The sequence below is a fragment of the Pseudomonas sp. BGI-2 genome, from assembly GCF_004310295.1.
In the GTDB taxonomy this organism is placed as follows: domain Bacteria; phylum Pseudomonadota; class Gammaproteobacteria; order Pseudomonadales; family Pseudomonadaceae; genus Aquipseudomonas.
Genome location: NZ_SISB01000043.1, coordinates 1 through 18,307 on the forward strand (window position 1 = coordinate 1; position 18,307 = coordinate 18,307).

At 61.1% G+C, this 18,307-nt stretch carries 16 protein-coding genes; 6 read left to right on the plus strand and 10 right to left on the minus strand.

Features of this window, described 5'->3' with window-relative positions:
• Positions 1–375 precede the first annotated feature (375 nt).
• The 7 genes from nagE to EYC95_RS24265 all read right to left on the minus strand — a co-directional run bounded on the left by nagE (position 376) and on the right by EYC95_RS24265 (position 9,318).
• Complete coding sequence (gene nagE / locus EYC95_RS24230) at positions 376–2,091, minus strand: N-acetylglucosamine-specific PTS transporter subunit IIBC (protein WP_131062565.1); 1,716 nt, start codon at positions 2,089–2,091, stop codon at positions 376–378.
• Between the two features lie 32 nt (positions 2,092–2,123).
• Positions 2,124–4,640 (minus strand): phosphoenolpyruvate--protein phosphotransferase, encoded by a 2,517-nt coding sequence (ptsP, locus tag EYC95_RS24235; RefSeq protein WP_131062566.1) that lies wholly within the window; start codon positions 4,638–4,640, stop codon positions 2,124–2,126.
• A gap of 156 nt (positions 4,641–4,796) precedes the next feature.
• Positions 4,797–5,819, minus strand: a complete 1,023-nt coding sequence (locus tag EYC95_RS24245; protein ID WP_131062567.1) for an SIS domain-containing protein — start codon at positions 5,817–5,819, stop codon at positions 4,797–4,799.
• Positions 5,800–6,906 carry an N-acetylglucosamine-6-phosphate deacetylase gene (gene nagA / locus EYC95_RS24250; protein ID WP_131062568.1) on the minus strand — a complete coding sequence of 369 codons (1,107 nt, stop codon included), beginning with the start codon at positions 6,904–6,906 and terminating at the stop codon, positions 5,800–5,802. Before nagA ends, EYC95_RS24245 begins: the two co-directional genes overlap by 20 nt.
• 31 nt (positions 6,907–6,937) lie before the next feature.
• Positions 6,938–7,669 carry a GntR family transcriptional regulator gene (locus EYC95_RS24255; RefSeq protein ID WP_010463034.1) on the minus strand — a complete coding sequence of 244 codons (732 nt, stop codon included), beginning with the start codon at positions 7,667–7,669 and terminating at the stop codon, positions 6,938–6,940.
• Between the two features lie 525 nt (positions 7,670–8,194).
• Positions 8,195–8,698, minus strand: a complete 504-nt coding sequence (locus tag EYC95_RS24260) for a murein L,D-transpeptidase family protein (RefSeq protein WP_131062569.1) — start codon at positions 8,696–8,698, stop codon at positions 8,195–8,197.
• A gap of 68 nt (positions 8,699–8,766) precedes the next feature.
• The gene (locus tag EYC95_RS24265) at positions 8,767–9,318 is read right to left on the minus strand and encodes an NUDIX hydrolase (protein ID WP_131062570.1); all 552 of its coding nucleotides are present in this window, start codon (positions 9,316–9,318) and stop codon (positions 8,767–8,769) included.
• A gap of 146 nt (positions 9,319–9,464) precedes the next feature.
• On the opposite strand from EYC95_RS24265, the gene EYC95_RS24270 reads away from it, so the two are divergent.
• From EYC95_RS24270 to purT, 5 genes are all read left to right on the plus strand, one after another.
• Positions 9,465–10,064: a CoA pyrophosphatase gene (locus tag EYC95_RS24270; protein ID WP_131062571.1), complete on the plus strand. Its 600-nt coding sequence runs from the start codon at positions 9,465–9,467 to the stop codon at positions 10,062–10,064.
• Positions 10,065–10,121: 57 nt separating this feature from the next.
• Positions 10,122–10,646 carry a gamma carbonic anhydrase family protein gene (locus EYC95_RS24275; RefSeq protein ID WP_007944857.1) on the plus strand — a complete coding sequence of 175 codons (525 nt, stop codon included), beginning with the start codon at positions 10,122–10,124 and terminating at the stop codon, positions 10,644–10,646.
• Positions 10,643–10,858, plus strand: a complete 216-nt coding sequence (locus EYC95_RS24280; RefSeq protein ID WP_131062572.1) for a DUF1289 domain-containing protein — start codon at positions 10,643–10,645, stop codon at positions 10,856–10,858. Before EYC95_RS24275 ends, EYC95_RS24280 begins: the two co-directional genes overlap by 4 nt.
• A 183-nt stretch (positions 10,859–11,041) precedes the next feature.
• Positions 11,042–11,509 carry a preQ0 transporter gene (locus EYC95_RS24285; RefSeq protein WP_131062573.1) on the plus strand — a complete coding sequence of 156 codons (468 nt, stop codon included), beginning with the start codon at positions 11,042–11,044 and terminating at the stop codon, positions 11,507–11,509.
• 99 nt (positions 11,510–11,608) lie between these two features.
• Entirely contained in the window at positions 11,609–12,790 is a 1,182-nt protein-coding gene (gene purT / locus EYC95_RS24290; RefSeq protein WP_131062574.1) for a formate-dependent phosphoribosylglycinamide formyltransferase, read from the plus strand.
• A gap of 87 nt (positions 12,791–12,877) precedes the next feature.
• Here the strand turns inward: purT and EYC95_RS24295 are convergent, their stop codons facing one another.
• The 3 genes from EYC95_RS24295 to EYC95_RS24305 form a co-directional block, all read right to left on the minus strand.
• Positions 12,878–14,191 carry an MFS transporter gene (locus EYC95_RS24295; protein ID WP_131062575.1) on the minus strand — a complete coding sequence of 438 codons (1,314 nt, stop codon included), beginning with the start codon at positions 14,189–14,191 and terminating at the stop codon, positions 12,878–12,880.
• A gap of 434 nt (positions 14,192–14,625) precedes the next feature.
• Entirely contained in the window at positions 14,626–15,861 is a 1,236-nt protein-coding gene (locus EYC95_RS24300) for a transporter associated domain-containing protein (protein WP_131062576.1), read from the minus strand.
• Positions 15,862–15,873: 12 nt separating this feature from the next.
• On the minus strand, positions 15,874–16,686 hold the full coding sequence (locus EYC95_RS24305; RefSeq protein ID WP_131062577.1) for an inner membrane protein YpjD: 813 nt from the start codon (positions 16,684–16,686) through the stop codon (positions 15,874–15,876).
• A 210-nt stretch (positions 16,687–16,896) separates the two neighbouring features.
• On the opposite strand from EYC95_RS24305, the gene ffh reads away from it, so the two are divergent.
• Positions 16,897–18,273 (plus strand): signal recognition particle protein, encoded by a 1,377-nt coding sequence (gene ffh / locus EYC95_RS24310; RefSeq protein ID WP_131062578.1) that lies wholly within the window; start codon positions 16,897–16,899, stop codon positions 18,271–18,273.
• Positions 18,274–18,307 lie beyond the last annotated feature (34 nt).

Here is an 18,307-nt window from a genome sequence, read left to right on the forward strand (position 1 = left end):
GGCGTGGTTCGACCGGCTGGGTCTGCCTCGACTCTGCTGACCTCAACTTCTCGAACCGCCCGGTGCGGACCCGCATGCCGGGTGGTGTGGCAGGGGCGCGGCCAGATGGCCGCCTCCTATGCCGATTTTTTTCAAACGCCAAAAAAAAGTAAGCAAAAAAAGGCTCGCCCCAAGCGTCCGACCCCTCGCCTGGGCTCGGCGTTCCTTCGCTTCGGTATCCATCCGGGGACACTGCCCTCCGGTCAGGAGTGAGCCTGCTCGCGATGGCGGACTGACAGCCGACCTGCCTCTAGCAGGAATACACCAATTCCCTGTGGGAGCTGGCTTGTCGGGTCGCCGCATCGCTGCGATGGCGGACTGTCAGGCAGCCAAGATCTAAACCTTGGCACTCACCTCACTACGATTAACCAACGCCTCCAGCGCCCCACTCAAACTTGGCGCCTTGTCACCAATCAGCAGGTGCCAAACACCCCCTTCAAGCTGACTGACTCCCTGGCAACCCAGCGCCTTCAGATCAACCTCCGACAAGGCCTTGCCATCCGCCAGTTGCAGTCGAATCCGGGTCATGGCCACGCAATCCATCTGCAATACATTGTCCCCGCCGCCCAACGCCTTCAGCCATTGCTGTGCTTCTGAATTCGCCACAGCGGCAGGTTTCGGTGCATCGATAACAGCAGGAGGGGAGGAGACCAGCGCACGTCCCAACGCCGGCATCGCCAATCGAATCTCATCAGCAATACTGTCCGCCATCGGCCCGACCACCACCTGCAAACTCCCGCCCTTGCCCGGACGCACGACCGCCATCGCACCCAGGGCTTTCAACTCTGCGTCGTTTGCCTTGTTGCGATCCACCATGTCCAGGCGCAAGCGTGTGGTGCACGCCCCGACGGTGATCAAATTCTGCGCACCACCCAGTGCCTTGATGTAGGCCCCGGCACGCTCATTCTCGGCGACCACAACCTTGTCGCCCGTCGGCACCTCTTCACGCCCCGGCGTCTTGAGGTTGAAGCGGCGAATGCAGAAATCAAACACCACGTAATAGATCACCGCGTACGCCAACCCCACCGGCACCACCCGCCAGCCGTTGGTGGATTCGCCCCAGCCAAGCACCATGTCGATGAAGCCGCCGGAGAAGGTGAAACCAAGGTGGATGTTCAACGCATTGGTGATCGCCATCGACAGCCCCGTCAGCAGCGCATGGAGCAGAAAGAGAAACGGCGCGAGGAACATGAATGCAAATTCGATGGGCTCGGTGACGCCAGTCAGGAATGAGGTCAGCGCCATGGACAGGAAGATCCCGCCCATGACTTTGCGGCGTTCCGGCAGGGCGTTGCGGTACATCGCCAGGCAGGCGGCGGGCAGGCCGAAGATCATCACCGGGAACATGCCAGTCATGAACTGGCCGCCCTTCGGGTCTCCGGCGAAGTAGCGCGACAGGTCGCCGGTGACCATGGCGCCCGTGGTCGGATCGGTGAAGTTGCCGAAGACGAACCACGCCATGTTGTTAAGGATGTGGTGCAATCCGGTGACGATCAGCAGGCGGTTGAACACGCCGAAGACGAAGGCGCCGATGCTGCCGCTCTCCATCATCAATGTGCCGAAGCCGTTGATGCCATGCTGGATCGGCGGCCAGATCAAACCGAAGATCACGCCCAGGCCGACGGCAGCGAACCCGGTGACGATCGGCACGAAGCGCCTCCCGCCGAAGAACGCCAGGTACTCCGGCAGCTTGATGTCCTTGAAACGGTTGTACAGCGCGCCGGCCATCAAGCCGCTGACGATCCCGGCGAGCATGCCCATGTTGATGCTCGCATCGAGCACCTTGAGCGTGGAAATCATCACCAGGTAACCAATGACCCCGGCGAGGCCGGCGGTGCCGTTGTTGTCCTTGGCGAAACCGACCGCGATGCCGATGGCGAAGATCATTGCCAGGTTGGCGAAGATCACTTGGCCGGCGTCATGGATGATCGCGATGTTCAGCAGATCGGTGTCGCCCAGTCGCAGCAGCAACCCCGCAATCGGCAGGATTGCGATCGGCAGCATCAGCGCGCGGCCTAAGCGCTGCAGTCCCTCGATGAAATATTGGTACATGGCAGATCTCCCTGGATTCTTTTAGTTGTTGTTCAGCTCAGAGGCCATTGCTGGTGACAGGCGTGACGCACCGCACTGGCGCTGCTCAACTTGAGCAGGTCGTGGCTGATGCGTCGGCATTCGGTCGCGTCGAGGTGGCGCACGCGATCCTTGATTTCACCGATTTGCACCGGGCTGACTGACAGCTCGCTAATGCCCAGGCCGATCAGTACCGGCGTGGCCAGCGGGTCGGAAGCGAGTGCGCCGCAGACGCCAACCCAACGGTTATGCACCGCCGCCCCGGCGCAGGTCTGGGCGATCAATCGCAGCAATGCCGGGTGCAGGGCGTCGACCCGCGAGGCGAGGCCGGCGTGGTCGCGGTCCATGGCCAGGGTGTACTGGGACAAGTCGTTGGTGCCGATGGAGAGGAAGTCCGCATGTTCGGCCAGTTGCTCGGCCAGTAATGCGGCGGCGGGGACTTCGATCATCACGCCCAGCTCCGGGCGCTCATTCACACCGAGTTCAGTGCACAACGCGTCGAGGCGCTGGCGGATGTGCAGCAGCTCATCGACTTCGGTGACCATCGGCAACAGGATCCGACACCGGGAGAGCGGGCTGACGTGCAGCAGCGCGCGCAGTTGCTGATCGAGCAGTTCCGGACGCACCTGAGCCAGACGAATGCCACGCAAGCCCAGCACCGGATTGGCCTCAACCGGCAGCGGCAGGTAGTCGAGTTGCTTGTCGCCGCCGACGTCGATGGTGCGGATGATCACCGACTTGTCGCCGATGGCGTCGAGCACGGCCTGGTAGGCGAGGCGCTGTTCCTGTTCGTCCGGCGCGGTGTTGCGGTCGATGAAGAGGAACTCGGTGCGCAGCAGGCCGACGCCGTCGGCGCCATTGGCCAGGGCATCTGCCGCTTCAGCGCTGGAGGCCACGTTGGCGGCAACTTCAATCTGCAAACCGTCGAGCGTCAACGCCGGCGTGTGAGCCTGAGCCTGTTGCTCGGCGCGGCGCTGTTGATGATCGAGTCGCGCCTGATGCACTTCGGCCAACCGTTCGGCACTTGGTATCAGTTCGAGACGACCGCCATCGGCATCCAGTACAACCGCTTGGCCTTGCGGCTGATCCAGCAGCGTCGAACCCAGTGCAACCATGCACGGCAAGCCTTTGCCTCGCGCGAGAATGGCGACATGAGAAGTTGCGCCGCCCTCGGCCATGCACAACCCGGCGACACCTAGCTGGCTCAATTGCAGCAAGTCGGACGGCGTCAGTTCATGCGCGGCGACGATCGCGCCGGCCGGTACGTCGTAGTGCCAGGTTTCGCCGAGCAGGGCGCGCAGCACGCGTTGTTTGAGGTCGCGAAGATCGTTGGCGCGTTCGGCCAACAACGGGCTGCTGAGTTGCTGGAGAACCTCGCACTGCACGTCGATCGATTGACTCCAGGCGTGGGTCGCGGCCATGCCTTGGTCGATGGAAGTGTTGGCGGCGTCCAGCAGCGCCGGGTCTTCGAGCAAGGCGAGGTGCGCGGCGAAGATCGTCTCTTCGTCGGTGTTTTTATGTTTCCTGGCTTGGGCCAGCGTGTGGTCGATTTCGCTGCGCACGGCGGTCAGTGCGGTATCGAGGGCATGCAATTGCTGCTGGGGATCATGATCGCCGGCGTCCACCGGCAGGCAGATCAAGTTCAAGCGGAACAACGGCCCACCGACCAGACCGGGCGCCGCGCAGACACCGTGCAGCACGCCAGCTTCGGCAGCACGACCGCGCTGGGCTATCGGCGCGGGCGCGATGGCATGGCTGTTTTCCGCCAGGGCTGTGGATAACGCGATCAACAACGCTTGCAAAGCGGCTTCGGCGTCCGGGCCCTGGCAGCTGACTTGAACCTCGTCCTGTTCGCCGACGGCCAAACCCATCAGCCCGATCAAGCTGTCACAGGTCGCCGATTTGCCGGCGAAATGCAGCTGCGATTTGCTCTTGAACCCTTGCGCAGTCTGACGAATCAGCGCCGCCGGCCGGGCGTGCAGACCGCCACGATGGGCGATGCGAATGTGGCCGTAAATCTCTTCTCCCGACAACTGCATTTCAGCCAGCGCATCGGGTGCGTGCCGACGAATGATGTGCAGCAATGGCTCGCCGACCTTCACTGATTTCAGCGTAATAGGCCGCGCCTGAAAGTCCTGGCTGTTGGTCAGGATCATCAGGCTGACCAGGCTTTTGCACTGCTGCGCGACCTTGTCCAGGTCGTAGCGCAACAGCGGCTGGCCGTTGCTGACGCGCGCGCCTTCTTTGACCAGCATCGAGAAGCCTTCGCCCTGCAACTCGACGGTGTCGAGGCCCAGGTGCAGGAGCAATTCGGCACCGTTATCGGCACGCAAGGTGACGGCGTGACCGCTGCGGGCGACGTGCACCACCACGCCCGCACACGGCGCGTGCAGGGTGTCGTTCAGTGGGTCGATGGCGATCCCGTCACCCATGGCACCGCTGGCGAACACCGGGTCCGGGACTTTGGCGAGCGTGAGCACCGGGCCGCTGAGCGGGGCGCTGAGGGTCAGCTCTTTATTGTTGTTATGCATGGCTCGGTCTCATTAAAAATACAGTTCGGATCAACGCGGTCTCTGTAGGAGCGAGGCTTGCCCGCGAAGAACGATAACGCGGTCATTCAGATAGACCGCGGTGACTTCTTCGCGGGCAAGCCTCGCTCCTACATGAGGGATCGGGTTGCCATTCGACTAGTGCGTGCGTGTGACTTTGCTGAGGTGCCGCGGCTGATCCGGGTCCATGCCACGGGCCACGGCCAAACCGGCGGCCATGACATAGAAACTCTGGATCGCCAGAATCGGATCAAGGACGGGGTGCTCGGCGCGAGTCAGGGTGAGCTCGCGTTCGGCAACGTCATCCGGCGCTGCCAGCAGAACGCGAGCGCCACGCTGGCGCATGTCTGCTGCAAGGCTCAGCAGACCGGCCTGCTCGGCACCGCGTGGGGCGAAGATCAGCAGCGGATAATTTTCATCGATCAACGCCATCGGGCCGTGACGCACTTCGGCGCTGCTGAAGGCTTCGGCCTGAATCGCCGAGGTTTCCTTGAACTTGAGGGCCGCTTCCTGAGCGATGGCAAAACCGGCGCCACGACCGATCACCATCAAACGTTGGCAATCGCGCAGGGCGTCGATGGCCAGGCTCCAATCCTGTTTTGCCGCTTCGCGCAGACCTTGCGGCAGGGCGCTGCCGGCTTCCAGCAATTCCACGTCTTCTTTCCAATGGGCGATCAGACGGGCGCTGGCGCTGAGGGTAGCGATAAAACTCTTGGTCGCCGCGACGCTGCTTTCAGTGCCTGCGCACAGCGGCAGGCTGAATTCGCACGCCGCTTCCAGCGGCGAACTTTCGGCGTTGACCATGGAAATGCTCAAGGCGCCGCGTTTGCGCAACAGACGCAGGCTGTTCACCAGGTCCGGACTTTGCCCCGACTGCGAGAACGCAAACGCCACTTGGCCGCTGACCTTCAACGGCGCTTGCTGCATGGTCACCACCGACATCGGCAATGACGCCACCGGGATCCCCAGTTGCTGCATGGTCAGGTAGGCGAAGTAACTGGCGGCATGGTCGGAGCTGCCGCGAGCGACGGTCATCGCCACTTGCGGCGGCTGACGGCGCAGGCGCCCGGCGATCTCGATCATCTGCGGGTCGAGTTGCTGCAATTGCGTTTGCACGGCCTCGAACGAGGACAGCGCCTCTTCAAGCATTTTTGAAGTCAATGTCTTCTCCTTCGACCATGACGGCGGTGAGTGTGAGTGAGCGATCCAGCCGCACGCAGTCGGCCCAGCTGCCAGGTTGTAGGCGGCCGCGTTCTTGAAGGCCGAGGTAATCGGCAGGGAATTGCGAAAGACGTTGCGAAGCCTCGGCGATCGGCAAACCGATCTTCACCAGATTGCGCAGTGCCTGATCCATGGTCAGGGTGCTGCCGGCCAGGGTGCCGTCGGGCAAACGCACGCCGCCCAGGCACTTGGTCACGGTGTGGCTGCCGAGCTTGTATTCACCGTCGGGCATCCCGGCGGCGGCAGTGGAATCGGTGACGCAATACAGGCACGGGATAGCGCGCAGGGCCACCCGCATGGCGCCGGGATGCACGTGCAGCAAATCCGGAATCAATTCGGCATATTTGGCGTGGGCCAGCGCCGCACCGACGATGCCCGGTTCGCGATGATGCAGCGGGCTCATGGCGTTGTAGAGGTGAGTGAAACTGCTGGCACCGGCCGCCAGCGCGGCGACGCCTTCCTCGTAACTGCCAAGGGTGTGGCCGATTTGCATGCGGATGCCGCGAGCGCTGAGCGTGCGGATCAAGGCATCGTGGCCGGCGATTTCCGGGGCGATGGTGATCACCCGGATCGGTGCCAGCGCCAGGTATTCCTCGACTTCGGCCATCAACGCGGTGTGGGCGAAATTCGGCTGAGCGCCCAGTTTTCCAGGGTTGATGTACGGGCCTTCGAGGTGCACGCCGAGTACTCGGGCGCTGCCTGTTGGCCGCTGCTCGCAGAACTCGCCGACGGCTTTGAGCACGCTGGAAATCTCTGCCGGCGGCGCGGTCATGGTGGTCGCCAGCAATGACGTGGTGCCAAAACGCACGTGGGTCTTGGTGATGGTTTCGAAGGCAGGCGCGCCTTCCATGATGTCTTTGCCGCCGCCGCCGTGAACGTGCAGGTCGATGAAGCCGGGCAGCAGATAGGGCAAGTCGTTGTCGGCCGGATCGCACGGCACGCCTTCGATGGACACGACCTTGCCGTGTTGGTGAATCAGCCGGCCGCGAACCCAGCCGTGGGCGGTGAGGATGTTGTCTTCGGACATGATCGGTTCTCGGTTTTAGCAGCGAAGCTCTTTATCTACGCAGCTCTGCGACAAAATCGTAGTAGTCGTTGCGGCAGTAGGTGTCGGTGACTTCGATCGGTGTGTTGTCTTCCAGGTAGCCGACCCGAGTCATCAGCAGCATGGCGGTGCCGGGGGCGATGCCGACGAGGGCGGCGAATTCGTCCGAGGCGTTGATCGCCTGGATGTGCTGCAGCGCGCGGACAATCGGCTTGCCGATGCCGTCGAGGTATTCGTAGAGGGAGTCGCCCACCGCTTGCGGCTTGGGAATGATCGAGGCGGGCAGGGTGCTCATCTCGATCGCCATCACCGTGTCGTCGGCTTTGCGCAGGCGCTTGAGCCGCGCGACCTTGTCGTTGGGCGAGAGGCCGAGGCGGATCAGTTCTTCGTGGGTCGGCGGCGTGATCTCACGTTCCAGCCATTGCGAGCCGGGGACGAAGCCCTTGAGGCGCAACATTTCGCTGAAACCCGAGAGGCGCGACAGCGGTTGTTCGAGGCGCGGCGTGATGAATGTGCCGGAACCCTGGTTGCGGCGGATCAGGCCTTGCTCGAACAAGACTTCCAGCGCCTTGCGTGCCGTGACGCGTGAGATGCCCAGCAGCTCGCTGAGGTTGCGCTCCGAGGGCATCGCCTGCTCGGCTTTCCACTGGCCGGCATGAATCGCCGCTTCCAGATTGCGCGCCAGTTGCAGGTACAACGGCGTGGGCTGGGTGTCGTCAGGGCGTAGGGCCTGGAGGTCGTTCATGTAGGTTTGGTCCGATGCGGATATAGGATTGTTGTCGCTCGGTGGTGGGCGAAAATTAATACCACTTGAATACCATGTCAATGCCACCACTTTGCACTTGGCACGAGAAAGCCTGCCCTGTAGAGCGTAGTGAATGGGGTTTGGTTTTAAGTGGTATTAGAGGTGGGGATTTTGAGCGCAAAGATCGCCGCGTGCGGTAACGCATGTCGGGAGGATTGGTATCTTCACGTCAGGCGTTACCGCAGGCTGTGTTCTTTTGAAATTATTTTTGGAGGAGCGACCGAAGGTAGCGCTCAAAAGAAGAAGTTGCGGCTGGCGCGGTTCATTGTGGCGAGGGGCTTTAGCAAAGCGTCGCACCGCCCCGTTCGGCTGCGAAGCAGTCGTGAAACCAGCCGACGCGGTGAATCAGGGATAATGCAATGGGGGGGTTTAGCACTGCTGCGCAGCGCAACGGGGATAAATCCCCTCGCCACAAAAGCCCATCGCCAGTCTGGAAAGTCTTTCACCCGTCCGGGAAGCTTCAGGTTACGGGCGGATTTCGATCATCGTGCCATCCGGCACCAGGCCCCAAACCTCACGCATGTCCATGTTGCGCATGGCAATGCAGCCGTCGGTCCAGTCCAGGGTGTGGAACAGGTCTTCCGGGGTCTCTTCGGTGTCCGGTGTGCCGTGGATCATGATCATGCTGCCAGGCGGGACGCCTTCGCGCCGCGCGCGGGCAGAGTCGCTGACGTTCGGGTAGGAGATGTGCATCGCCAGGTTGAATTTATCGCTGACCTTGCGCCAGTCCAGCCAATAGAAACCTTCAGGCGTGCGCTTGTCGCCTTCCATCAGCTTTGGACCCTTCGGCCGTTTGCCCAGGGAAATGCGATAGGTCTTGAGCGGCTTGCCGTCATTGATCAATTGCAATTGGTGGGCGGATTTGAGCACCAGAACTTTTTCGATGACTTTGCCGTTCAGGGTTTCCGCAACGGAAGCCTGTGACATGGCGACGAACGACAAGCAAAACACGGCAAGCAACCAGCGCATTGAAACGATATCCCTGAAAGGTGTCGCGACTATTTAGTTAGTTATAGGTGATTTTGAAGCCAGGAGCTTTATGTGATGGCAGGCTGAGCAAGCGGCGGGATCGATTCGGACCGCACGGGGTAGACCTCGGTCCGCCGGTCAGCGAAGAAGTATTCTAAGGTACGGCCCACCGTGCGGAAAGCCAACTCGGACCACGGGATGTCGGCTTCGTCGAAAAGCTGCACTTCCAGGCTCTCGGGGCCGGCAGAAAAATCCAGGTCCACCAGCTCCGCGCGAAAGAACACATGCACCTGACTGATGTGCGGTACGTCGATCAACGTATAGATGCTCAGGTTGCGCACCCGTGCGCAGGCTTCCTCGGCCGTCTCGCGTATAGCCGCCTGTTCGATGGTTTCACCGTTTTCCATGAAGCCGGCGGGCAGGGTCCAGTAACCGCGCCGAGGCTCGATGGCGCGTCGGCACAGCAGCACTTTCGAGCCCCAGGTCGCCACGCAACCGGCGACGATATTGGGGTTCTGATAGTGAATCGCCTGACAGCTGTCACAGACAAAACGCAGGCGCGAATCACCTTCGGGAATGCGCTGGGTGACCGGGTTGCCGCACTGGCTGCAAAATTTCATGCTTGGGTTCCTGAATGCTGCGCCTATCTTGGCGTGCGACGGTGTCTGTCGGCAAGTTGTCGTTTAGCGACATGCAGTGGTTATGGGGTTGGGCGGCCGGTGTGATTGGTGCATGATGCAAAGTAGAGAATAAATCGAGAAGACTCATGCTGGACGAGCTACTTCACCGGGTAAGCAGCCACACGCCGCGTACCCTGGAAACCGATCGACGTTTCCCCGAGGCCGCGGTACTGGTGCCCATCACCCGCAGTGACGAACCGGAGCTGGTTCTGACCCTGCGCGCCAGTGGGCTCTCGACCCATGGCGGTGAAGTCGCCTTCCCCGGTGGGCGGCGTGACCCCGAAGACCCGGACCTGATTTTTACCGCGCTACGCGAAGCCGAAGAAGAAATCGGCTTGCCGCCGGGGCTGGTCGAAGTGATCGGCCCGCTGAGCCCGCTGATCTCCCTGCACGGCATCAAGGTCACCCCCTATGTCGGTGTGATTCCGGACTTTGTTGAGTACCGGGCCAACGACGCCGAGATCGCCGCAGTCTTCAGCGTACCGCTGGAGTTCTTCCGCGAGGATCCTCGGGAACATACCCATCGCATCGATTATCAGGGCCGTAGTTGGTACGTGCCGAGTTATCGTTATGGCGAGTACAAGATCTGGGGCCTGACGGCGATCATGATCGTCGAGTTGATCAACCTGCTCTATGACGCCGACATCAGCCTGCACCACCCACCCAAAAGCTTTATCAATATTTGAAGCCATCGTTCGTATGGCGTGAAACGCGGCTGCCTGAGCCTTGAGGACAAAAAGAAGATGAAATATCGCTTGGGCGACGCCCGCGTCGAAACCCATCCGCAGAGCTGGGTCGCACCCAATGCCGTGCTGGTGGGCAAGGTCAAGTTGGAAGAGGGCGCCAACGTCTGGTTCAACGCCGTGTTGCGTGGCGACAACGAACTGATCCTGATTGGCAAGAACAGCAACGTCCAGGACGGCACGGTGATGCACACCGACATGGGCTACCCGCTGACCATCGGCACCGGCGTGACCATCGGCCACAACGCCATGCTTCATGGCTGCACCGTGGGCGATTACAGCCTGATCGGCATTAATGCCGTGATTCTCAACGGTGCGAAAATCGGCAAGAACTGCATCATCGGCGCCAACTCGCTGATCGGTGAGGGCAAGGAGATTCCCGACGGCTCACTGGTCATGGGCTCGCCCGGTAAAGTGGTGCGCGAGTTGACTGAACAGCAGAAGAAAATGCTCGAAGCCAGCGCCGCCCACTATGTGCATAACTCCCAGCGTTACGCCCGTGACCTGGTTGAGCAGGAAGAATGAACACGCCCGAACGCCCGGTGCGATCGCCCTGTGTAAATATCTGTGCGCTGGACGAGGATGATGTTTGCACCGGGTGTCAGCGTACGGTGGAAGAGATCACTCGCTGGAGCCGGATGGACAACGAAGAGCGCCGCAAGGTGTTGGGGTTGTGTCATGAACGGGCCAAATCCAGTGGTTTGCTCTGGATGTTGCCTTCCAAATCCGACTCCTGAGGTGCGGCCTTCGCGGGCAAGCCTCGCTCCTACAGGTCTGGGGCGATTTGCATGATGCGTTCAAACTGTAGGAGCGAGGCTTGCCCGCGAAGGCGTCCCCACTGACGCTAACACCTCCATTGGCCGGACCCCACTACCTGAAGTACCCTGTGCGCCTTGAATTCTCAGGCCTTCCACACCCCCATGTTTTTCCTGATCGCCTACATCAGCAGCGTCGTACTGATCAACTACGCCTTCTCCACAGCCCCGCACCTGGACATCATCTGGTCCGCCTGGGGCGGGTTGGTGTTTGTCTTGCGTGACATGGTGCAAACGCGCTTTGGCCATGGCGCCATCGCGGCGATGCTCGCGGCGCTGGTCCTGTCCTATGTCACTTCTGATCCGTCCATCGCTATGGCCAGCGCCACAGCCTTCGCGGTGTCCGAATGCATCGATTGGCTGGTGTTCAGTATTACCAAGCGCCCGCTGCACGATCGCCTGTGGATAAGTTCGGCCCTGAGCATTCCCCTCGATACCTTCATCTTCTTCGGCATGATCGACGCCTTCACCCCGGCCGTGATCCTCACCGCCATGGGTTCGAAGTTCGCTGGCGTGACGGTCGTGTGGCTGATCATGGCCTGGCGCTTGCGCAAACAGGCCATCGCCAGCTGAAGCCAAACCCTTCGGTTCATGTAAAATGCCGCGCTTTCTCCCCATGGGAAGCGTGCCAGGCACCGCGACCCTCGATGATCCGCTTCTTGAGGACCTGAGATGACCCGTATCGGAACTCCATTGTCGCCAACCGCGACCCGCGTATTGCTGTGTGGCTGTGGCGAGTTGGGCAAGGAAGTGGTGATCGAGCTGCAACGCCTGGGCGTTGAAGTGATTGCCGTCGACCGGTACGCCAACGCGCCGGCCATGCAAGTTGCGCATCGCAGCCACGTGATCAACATGCTCGACGGCGCTGCCCTGCGCGCCGTGATCGAAGCCGAGAAGCCGCACTTCATCGTGCCGGAAATCGAAGCCATCGCCACCGCGACCCTGGTCGAACTGGAAGCCGAAGGCTTCACCGTGATCCCGACCGCGCGCGCTGCGCAGCTGACCATGAACCGCGAAGGCATCCGTCGCCTGGCCGCTGAAGAGCTGGACCTGCCGACCTCGCCGTACCACTTCGCCGACACCTTCGAGGACTACAGCAAGGCCGTCCAGGACCTGGGCTTCCCGTGCGTGGTCAAGCCAGTGATGAGTTCGTCAGGCAAAGGCCAGAGCCTGCTGCGCAGCGCCGATGATGTGAAAAGCGCGTGGGATTACGCTCAAGATGGCGGTCGCGCCGGTAAAGGTCGCGTGATCGTCGAAGGTTTCATCGACTTCGACTACGAAATCACTTTGCTGACCGTACGCCACGTGGGCGGCACGACCTTCTGCGCGCCAGTCGGTCACCGTCAGGAGAAGGGCGACTATCAGGAATCCTGGCAGCCACAAGCCATGAGCCCGATCGCCCTGGCGGAATCCGAGCGCGTTGCCAAAGCTGTTACCGAAGCCTTGGGTGGCCGTGGTCTGTTTGGTGTCGAGCTGTTCATCAAAGGTGATCAGGTATGGTTCAGTGAGGTCTCGCCGCGCCCGCATGACACCGGTCTGGTGACCCTGATTTCCCAGGACCTGTCGCAGTTCGCGCTGCACGCACGCGCGATTCTGGGCCTGCCGATTCCGTTGATCCGTCAGTTCGGGCCTTCGGCTTCGGCGGTGATTCTGGTGGAAGGGCAGTCGACCCAGACCGCTTTCGCCAATCTGGGGGCTGCGCTGAGCGAGCCGGACACGGCGTTGCGCCTGTTCGGTAAGCCAGAGGTGAATGGCCAGCGTCGGATGGGCGTGGCGTTGGCGCGGGATGAGTCGATTGAAGCGGCTCGTGCAAAAGCCACCCGCGCATCCCAAGCTGTCGTAGTCCAGCTGTAATCGAGGCGCGCCATTCGCGAGTTAGCCCGCTCCCACAGGATCACGCGGTCCCTGTAGGAGCGAGGCTTGCCCGCGAAGCTTTTTCTGTCAGGCCACCCGATTCAGATCGTTATGCCGCGTCTCTTTCAGGCACAGCACCGCAATCAAGCTCAGCACCGCCGCCCCCGACACATACCCGCCGACATAACTCAAACCACCCATCGCCACCAGCTTCTGTGCGAAGAACGGCGCCGCCGAGGCCCCGACAATGCCGCCCAGATTGTAGGCCGCCGACGCACCGGTATAACGCACGTGAGTTGGGAACAGCTCCGGCAGCAGCGCGCCCATCGGCGCAAACGTCACGCCCATCAGAAACAGCTCGATGCACAGGAACAGCGCCACGCCCCAGGTCGAGCCTTGGGTCAGCAGCGGTTCCATCAGAAATCCGGACAAAATCGCCAGCACGCCACCGATGATCAGCACCGGTTTGCGCCCGTAACGGTCGCTGGCCCAGGCCGACAACGGTGTTGCCGCCGCCATGAACAATACGGCGAAGCACAGCAGCCCGAGGAAGGTTTCGCGGCTGTAGCCAAGTGTCGCCACGCCATAACTCAACGAAAATACGGTCGAGATGTAGAACAGTGCGTAACACACCACCATCGACCCGGCACCCAGCAGCATCGGCACCCAGTACTGACTGAACAGCTCGACCAGGGGGATCTTCACTCGCTCCTGACGGGCCATGGCGTTGGCGAACACCGGAGTTTCGTGGAGTTTAAGTCGCACGTAGAGGCCCACCATCACCAGCGCGGCACTGAGCAGGAACGGAATCCGCCAGCCCCACGAGCGGAATTGCTCGTCATTCAGGGTCATGGCCAACGTCAGAAACAGGCCGTTAGCTGCCAGAAAACCAATCGAAGGGCCGAGCTGCGGGAACATGCCGAACCAGGCGCGCCTGCCCTTGGGCGCATTCTCCGTCGCCAGCAGTGCCGCACCACCCCATTCGCCGCCCAACCCAAGGCCTTGGCCGAAACGCAGCACGCAGAGCAGGATCGGCGCCCAGGCCCCGATGCTGTCGTAACCCGGCAATACGCCGATCAGCGTGGTGCATACACCCATCAATAGCAGCGAAGCGACCAGTGTCGATTTGCGCCCGATGCGGTCACCGAAGTGGCCAAACAGCGCCGAGCCCAAGGGTCTTGCAAGGAAAGCGATGCCGAAGGTGAGGAACGCCGACAGCATCTGGGCGGTGCCGGAGGTCTGCGGAAAGAACACCGGACCGATCACCAGCGCAGCGGCGGTGGCATAGACGTAGAAGTCGTAAAACTCGATGGCAGTGCCGATAAAACTCGCCGTGGCCACGCGGGTGGCGGAGTTCGTCGGTTGGGTAGGCGCGTCGATATAAGTCGTGCTGGTCGTCATGCGGTTATCCCTGACAGTCATGTGCCCCAGTGGAGCGAATTATTATGGTCGAACACTCAGGGATGTGGGAGTGAGGCGCGGCCGCTGTTCAAGGTAGGAACATTCGTCGGTGTAGTGCGGATATTGCCGATGGACTGGCCGGAACCTGCTGCGTGCGGGGTAAGCACGTGGTCCGGCGGGGCTTGGGTAAGCGGATTTGATTATAGGAAGGTGGCTAACGATCAAACAAGTGGCCAATCGCTGGCGACGACAACCAGCGACCAGTGACTAAGATTGGGAATCAAATTGTGGCGAGGGGATTTATCCCCGTTGGGCTGCGAAGCAGCCCCGAGAGGTTTGCCTGATTGCAGAGATTTTGGCGCTGCTTCGCAACGCAACGGGGATAAATCCCCACACCACAGATAAATCCCCCAATACAGAGGAGGTGTCACGGTTTAGACGACTGCCGGAACCGAGCTGGTATGCCAGATCAGCACGCGCGTGACGCGATTGTCTTCCGTCTCCAGAATCTCCAGGCGATAACGCCCGATCTTCAGGCAAACCGCACTGTCCGGAATCGTCTCCAGCGCCTCGGTCACCAACCCGTTAAGGGTTTTCGGGCCATCGCTGGGCAGGTGCCAACCCAGGCTCTTGTTCAATTCGCGAATCGACGCCGCACCCTCGATCACCAGACGCCCATCGGCCTGCGGATGGATATGCGGGTTGTCCAGGCTGTGCTGGCTTTCGAATTCGCCGACGATTTCTTCGAGAATGTCTTCCAGGGTCACGATGCCGAGCACTTCGCCGTATTCGTCGACCACCATGCCCAGGCGCCGCTGCTGCTTGTGGAAATTCAGAAGTTGCAGTTGCAGCGGAGTGCTTTCCGGCACGAAGTACGGTTCGTGACTGGCGGCCAGCAGCGCTTCGAGGGTCAGGCTTGAATCGGTCAGCAAGTGGCGGATCTGCCGGGTATTGAGCACCGCTTCGACCTGATTGATGTCGCTGTGGAACACCGGCAGGCGGGTGCGCTTGTTGTTGCGCAGTTGCTCGATGATCTCTGCGAGGGAGTCGTCGAGGTTGATCCCGTCGACGTCACTGCGCGGCACCAGAATGTCGTTGACCGTGATGTTGTCGAGCGCGTGGATGCCCGCCAGCGGGTGTGGGCGGCAGACGGCTTGATCGTAATCGTCATTCCGGTCGTTCGGGCTTTCGTCTTCGCTCTGTTGCACCACTTTGACTTTGCGGGCAAACGGTCGCATCAGCAGCTGGGTGAAGCCATTGAGCAGCCAGGCGGCCGGGTAGATGATTTTCAGTGGCGCGCCGAGCAACGTGTTGCCCAGGGCCAGGACCGCGTCGGGATAGCGCACGGCGAGGGTGCGGGGCAGGTAGTCGGCAAACACCAGAAGCGCGGCGCCTGCACCCAAGCAGGCAATCCACGGACCGTTTTCTGCCCAGATAAAGATCGCCAGCAGGGTGCTGATAACCACGGCCAGTGCGCGGCACAAGGTATTGCAGAAGATCAGGCTATTGAGCGGGAAGCTCAGCTTCGCTACCGGTTTGTCGCTGGAACGCGATGCGGTTCGCTGGGCCAACAAATATTGTTGCGCGGTTTCGATGGCGGTAAACAGCCCCGACCATAAAATCAGCAGAACCAGTACCGCGAGCATCGGCCCTATGGGCAAGTCGTCCATTAATGCCGCCCGTCAGATATGCAGGATGTATTCACGGACCAGCTTGCTGCCGAAGTACGCCAGCATCAGCAGGCAGAAACCGGCGAGGGTCCAGCGAATAGCCTTGTGTCCGCGCCAGCCGAGGCGGTTACGGCCCCAAAGCAGCACGCTAAAGACGATCCAGGCCAGGCAAGCCAGTAGAGTTTTGTGCACCAGGTGCTGGGCGAACAGGTTGTCGACGAACAACCAGCCGGACAGCAGCGACAGCGAAAGCAGGGTCCAGCCGGCCCAGAGGAAGCCGAACAACAGGCTTTCCATGGTTTGCAGCGGCGGGAAGTTCTTGATCAACCCCGACGGGTGTTTGTGCTTGAGCTGATGGTCCTGGACCAGCAGCAACAAGGCCTGAAACATCGCGATGGTGAACATGCCGTAAGCGAGGATCGACAGCAGGATGTGGGCGAGAATGCCCGGCTCTTCGTCGATGATCTGCACCGTGCCGGCGGGGGCGAACTGCGCCAGCAGCACCGTGGCGGCACCGAGCGGGAACAGCAATATAAGCAGGTTTTCCACCGGGATCCGCGAACAGGCCAGCAGGGTCAGGGCGATGACCGCCGCGGCAATCAGGCTGGCGGCACTGAAAAAGTCCAGGCCGAGGCCGATCGGTGTCAGCAGGTGGGTAAACAGGCTGGCGCTGTGAGCCAGCACGGCAAGTACGCCGAGCGTGACCAGCAGGCGTTTGTTCGCCTTGGCTCCGGTGGCCAGACGAGTGCCTTGATAGAGGGTCGCAGCGGCATATAAGCAGGCGGCGGCGAGGGTAGTCAGCAAACTGGGTGACAAGGGGAGCATAAATCCTGTTAGGCAAGCCCGAAAGGCGCTGAGTTTGGCATAGAACCCCCGCAGCACGAAAGACCATGCAACCTGACGATGAGGTGTCCGCCAGACGCAGTCTTCGCTATAATCCGCGACCTGCCCACGCCGCAGGCTCGCCGAGCACATGTTTATTCCGGTCTGGGCCGCCATTATCCCGGTCTACACAGGGCCTGAAAGGATCGCGCAATGTTTGAAAACTTAACCGACCGTCTCTCGCAAACGCTGCGCCATGTCACCGGCAAGGCCAAGCTGACCGAGGACAACATCAAAGACACCCTGCGCGAAGTGCGCATGGCGTTGCTCGAAGCCGACGTCGCCTTGCCGGTGGTGAAAGACTTCGTCAATTCGGTCAAGGAGCGCGCCGTCGGCACCGAGGTGTCGCGCAGCCTGACGCCGGGCCAGGCCTTCGTGAAGATCGTCCAGGCCGAACTCGAAAGCCTGATGGGCGCCGCCAACGAAGATTTGAACCTGAGCGCCGTTCCGCCTGCCGTGGTGTTGATGGCCGGTTTGCAGGGTGCGGGTAAAACCACCACCGCCGGCAAACTCGCGCGCTTCCTTAAAGAGCGCAAGAAGAAGTCGGTCATGGTCGTGTCTGCGGACGTTTACCGTCCGGCGGCGATCAAGCAGCTGGAAATGCTCGCCGGTGAAGTCGGCGTAACCTTCTTCCCGTCCGATCTGAGCCAGAAGCCGGTCGACATCGCGCAAGCGGCTATAAAAGAAGCAAAGCTTAAGTTTATTGATGTGGTCATCGTCGATACCGCCGGTCGTCTGCACATCGACGAAGAGATGATGGGCGAGATCAAGGCGCTGCACGCCGCGATCAACCCGGTCGAAACCTTGTTCGTGGTCGACGCCATGACCGGCCAGGACGCCGCCAACACGGCCAAGGCCTTCGGCGACGCATTGCCGCTGACCGGTGTGATCCTGACCAAGGTCGACGGTGACGCTCGTGGCGGTGCCGCACTTTCTGTCCGTGCCATCACTGGCAAGCCGATCAAATTCATCGGTATGGGCGAGAAGAGCGAAGCGCTCGAGCCGTTCCACCCCGAGCGTATTGCTTCGCGCATCCTCGGCATGGGCGACGTGCTCAGCCTGATCGAACAGGCCGAAGCGACCCTCGACAAGGACAAGGCCGACAAACTGGCCAAGAAGCTGAAGAAGGGCAAGGGCTTCGACCTCGAAGACTTCCGCGATCAGCTGCAACAGATGAAGAACATGGGCGGTCTCGGCGGCCTCATGGACAAACTGCCGAACATCGGCGGCGTGAACCTGGCGCAGATGGGCAATGCCCAGGGCGCGGCAGAGAAACAATTCAAGCAGATGGAAGCCATCATCAATTCCATGACCCCGGCCGAGCGCCGCGACCCTGACCTGATCAGCGGTTCGCGCAAACGTCGGATTTCGTTGGGTTCCGGCACTCAGGTGCAGGACATCGGTCGCTTGATCAAGCAGCACAAGCAGATGCAGAAGATGATGAAGAAATTCTCCGCAAAAGGCGGAATGGCCAAAATGATGCGCGGCATGGGCGGTATGTTGCCCGGCGGCGGCATGCCGAAAATGTAAAGAATTCGCGCAAGGGCTTGCTCTTGCGCAGCCC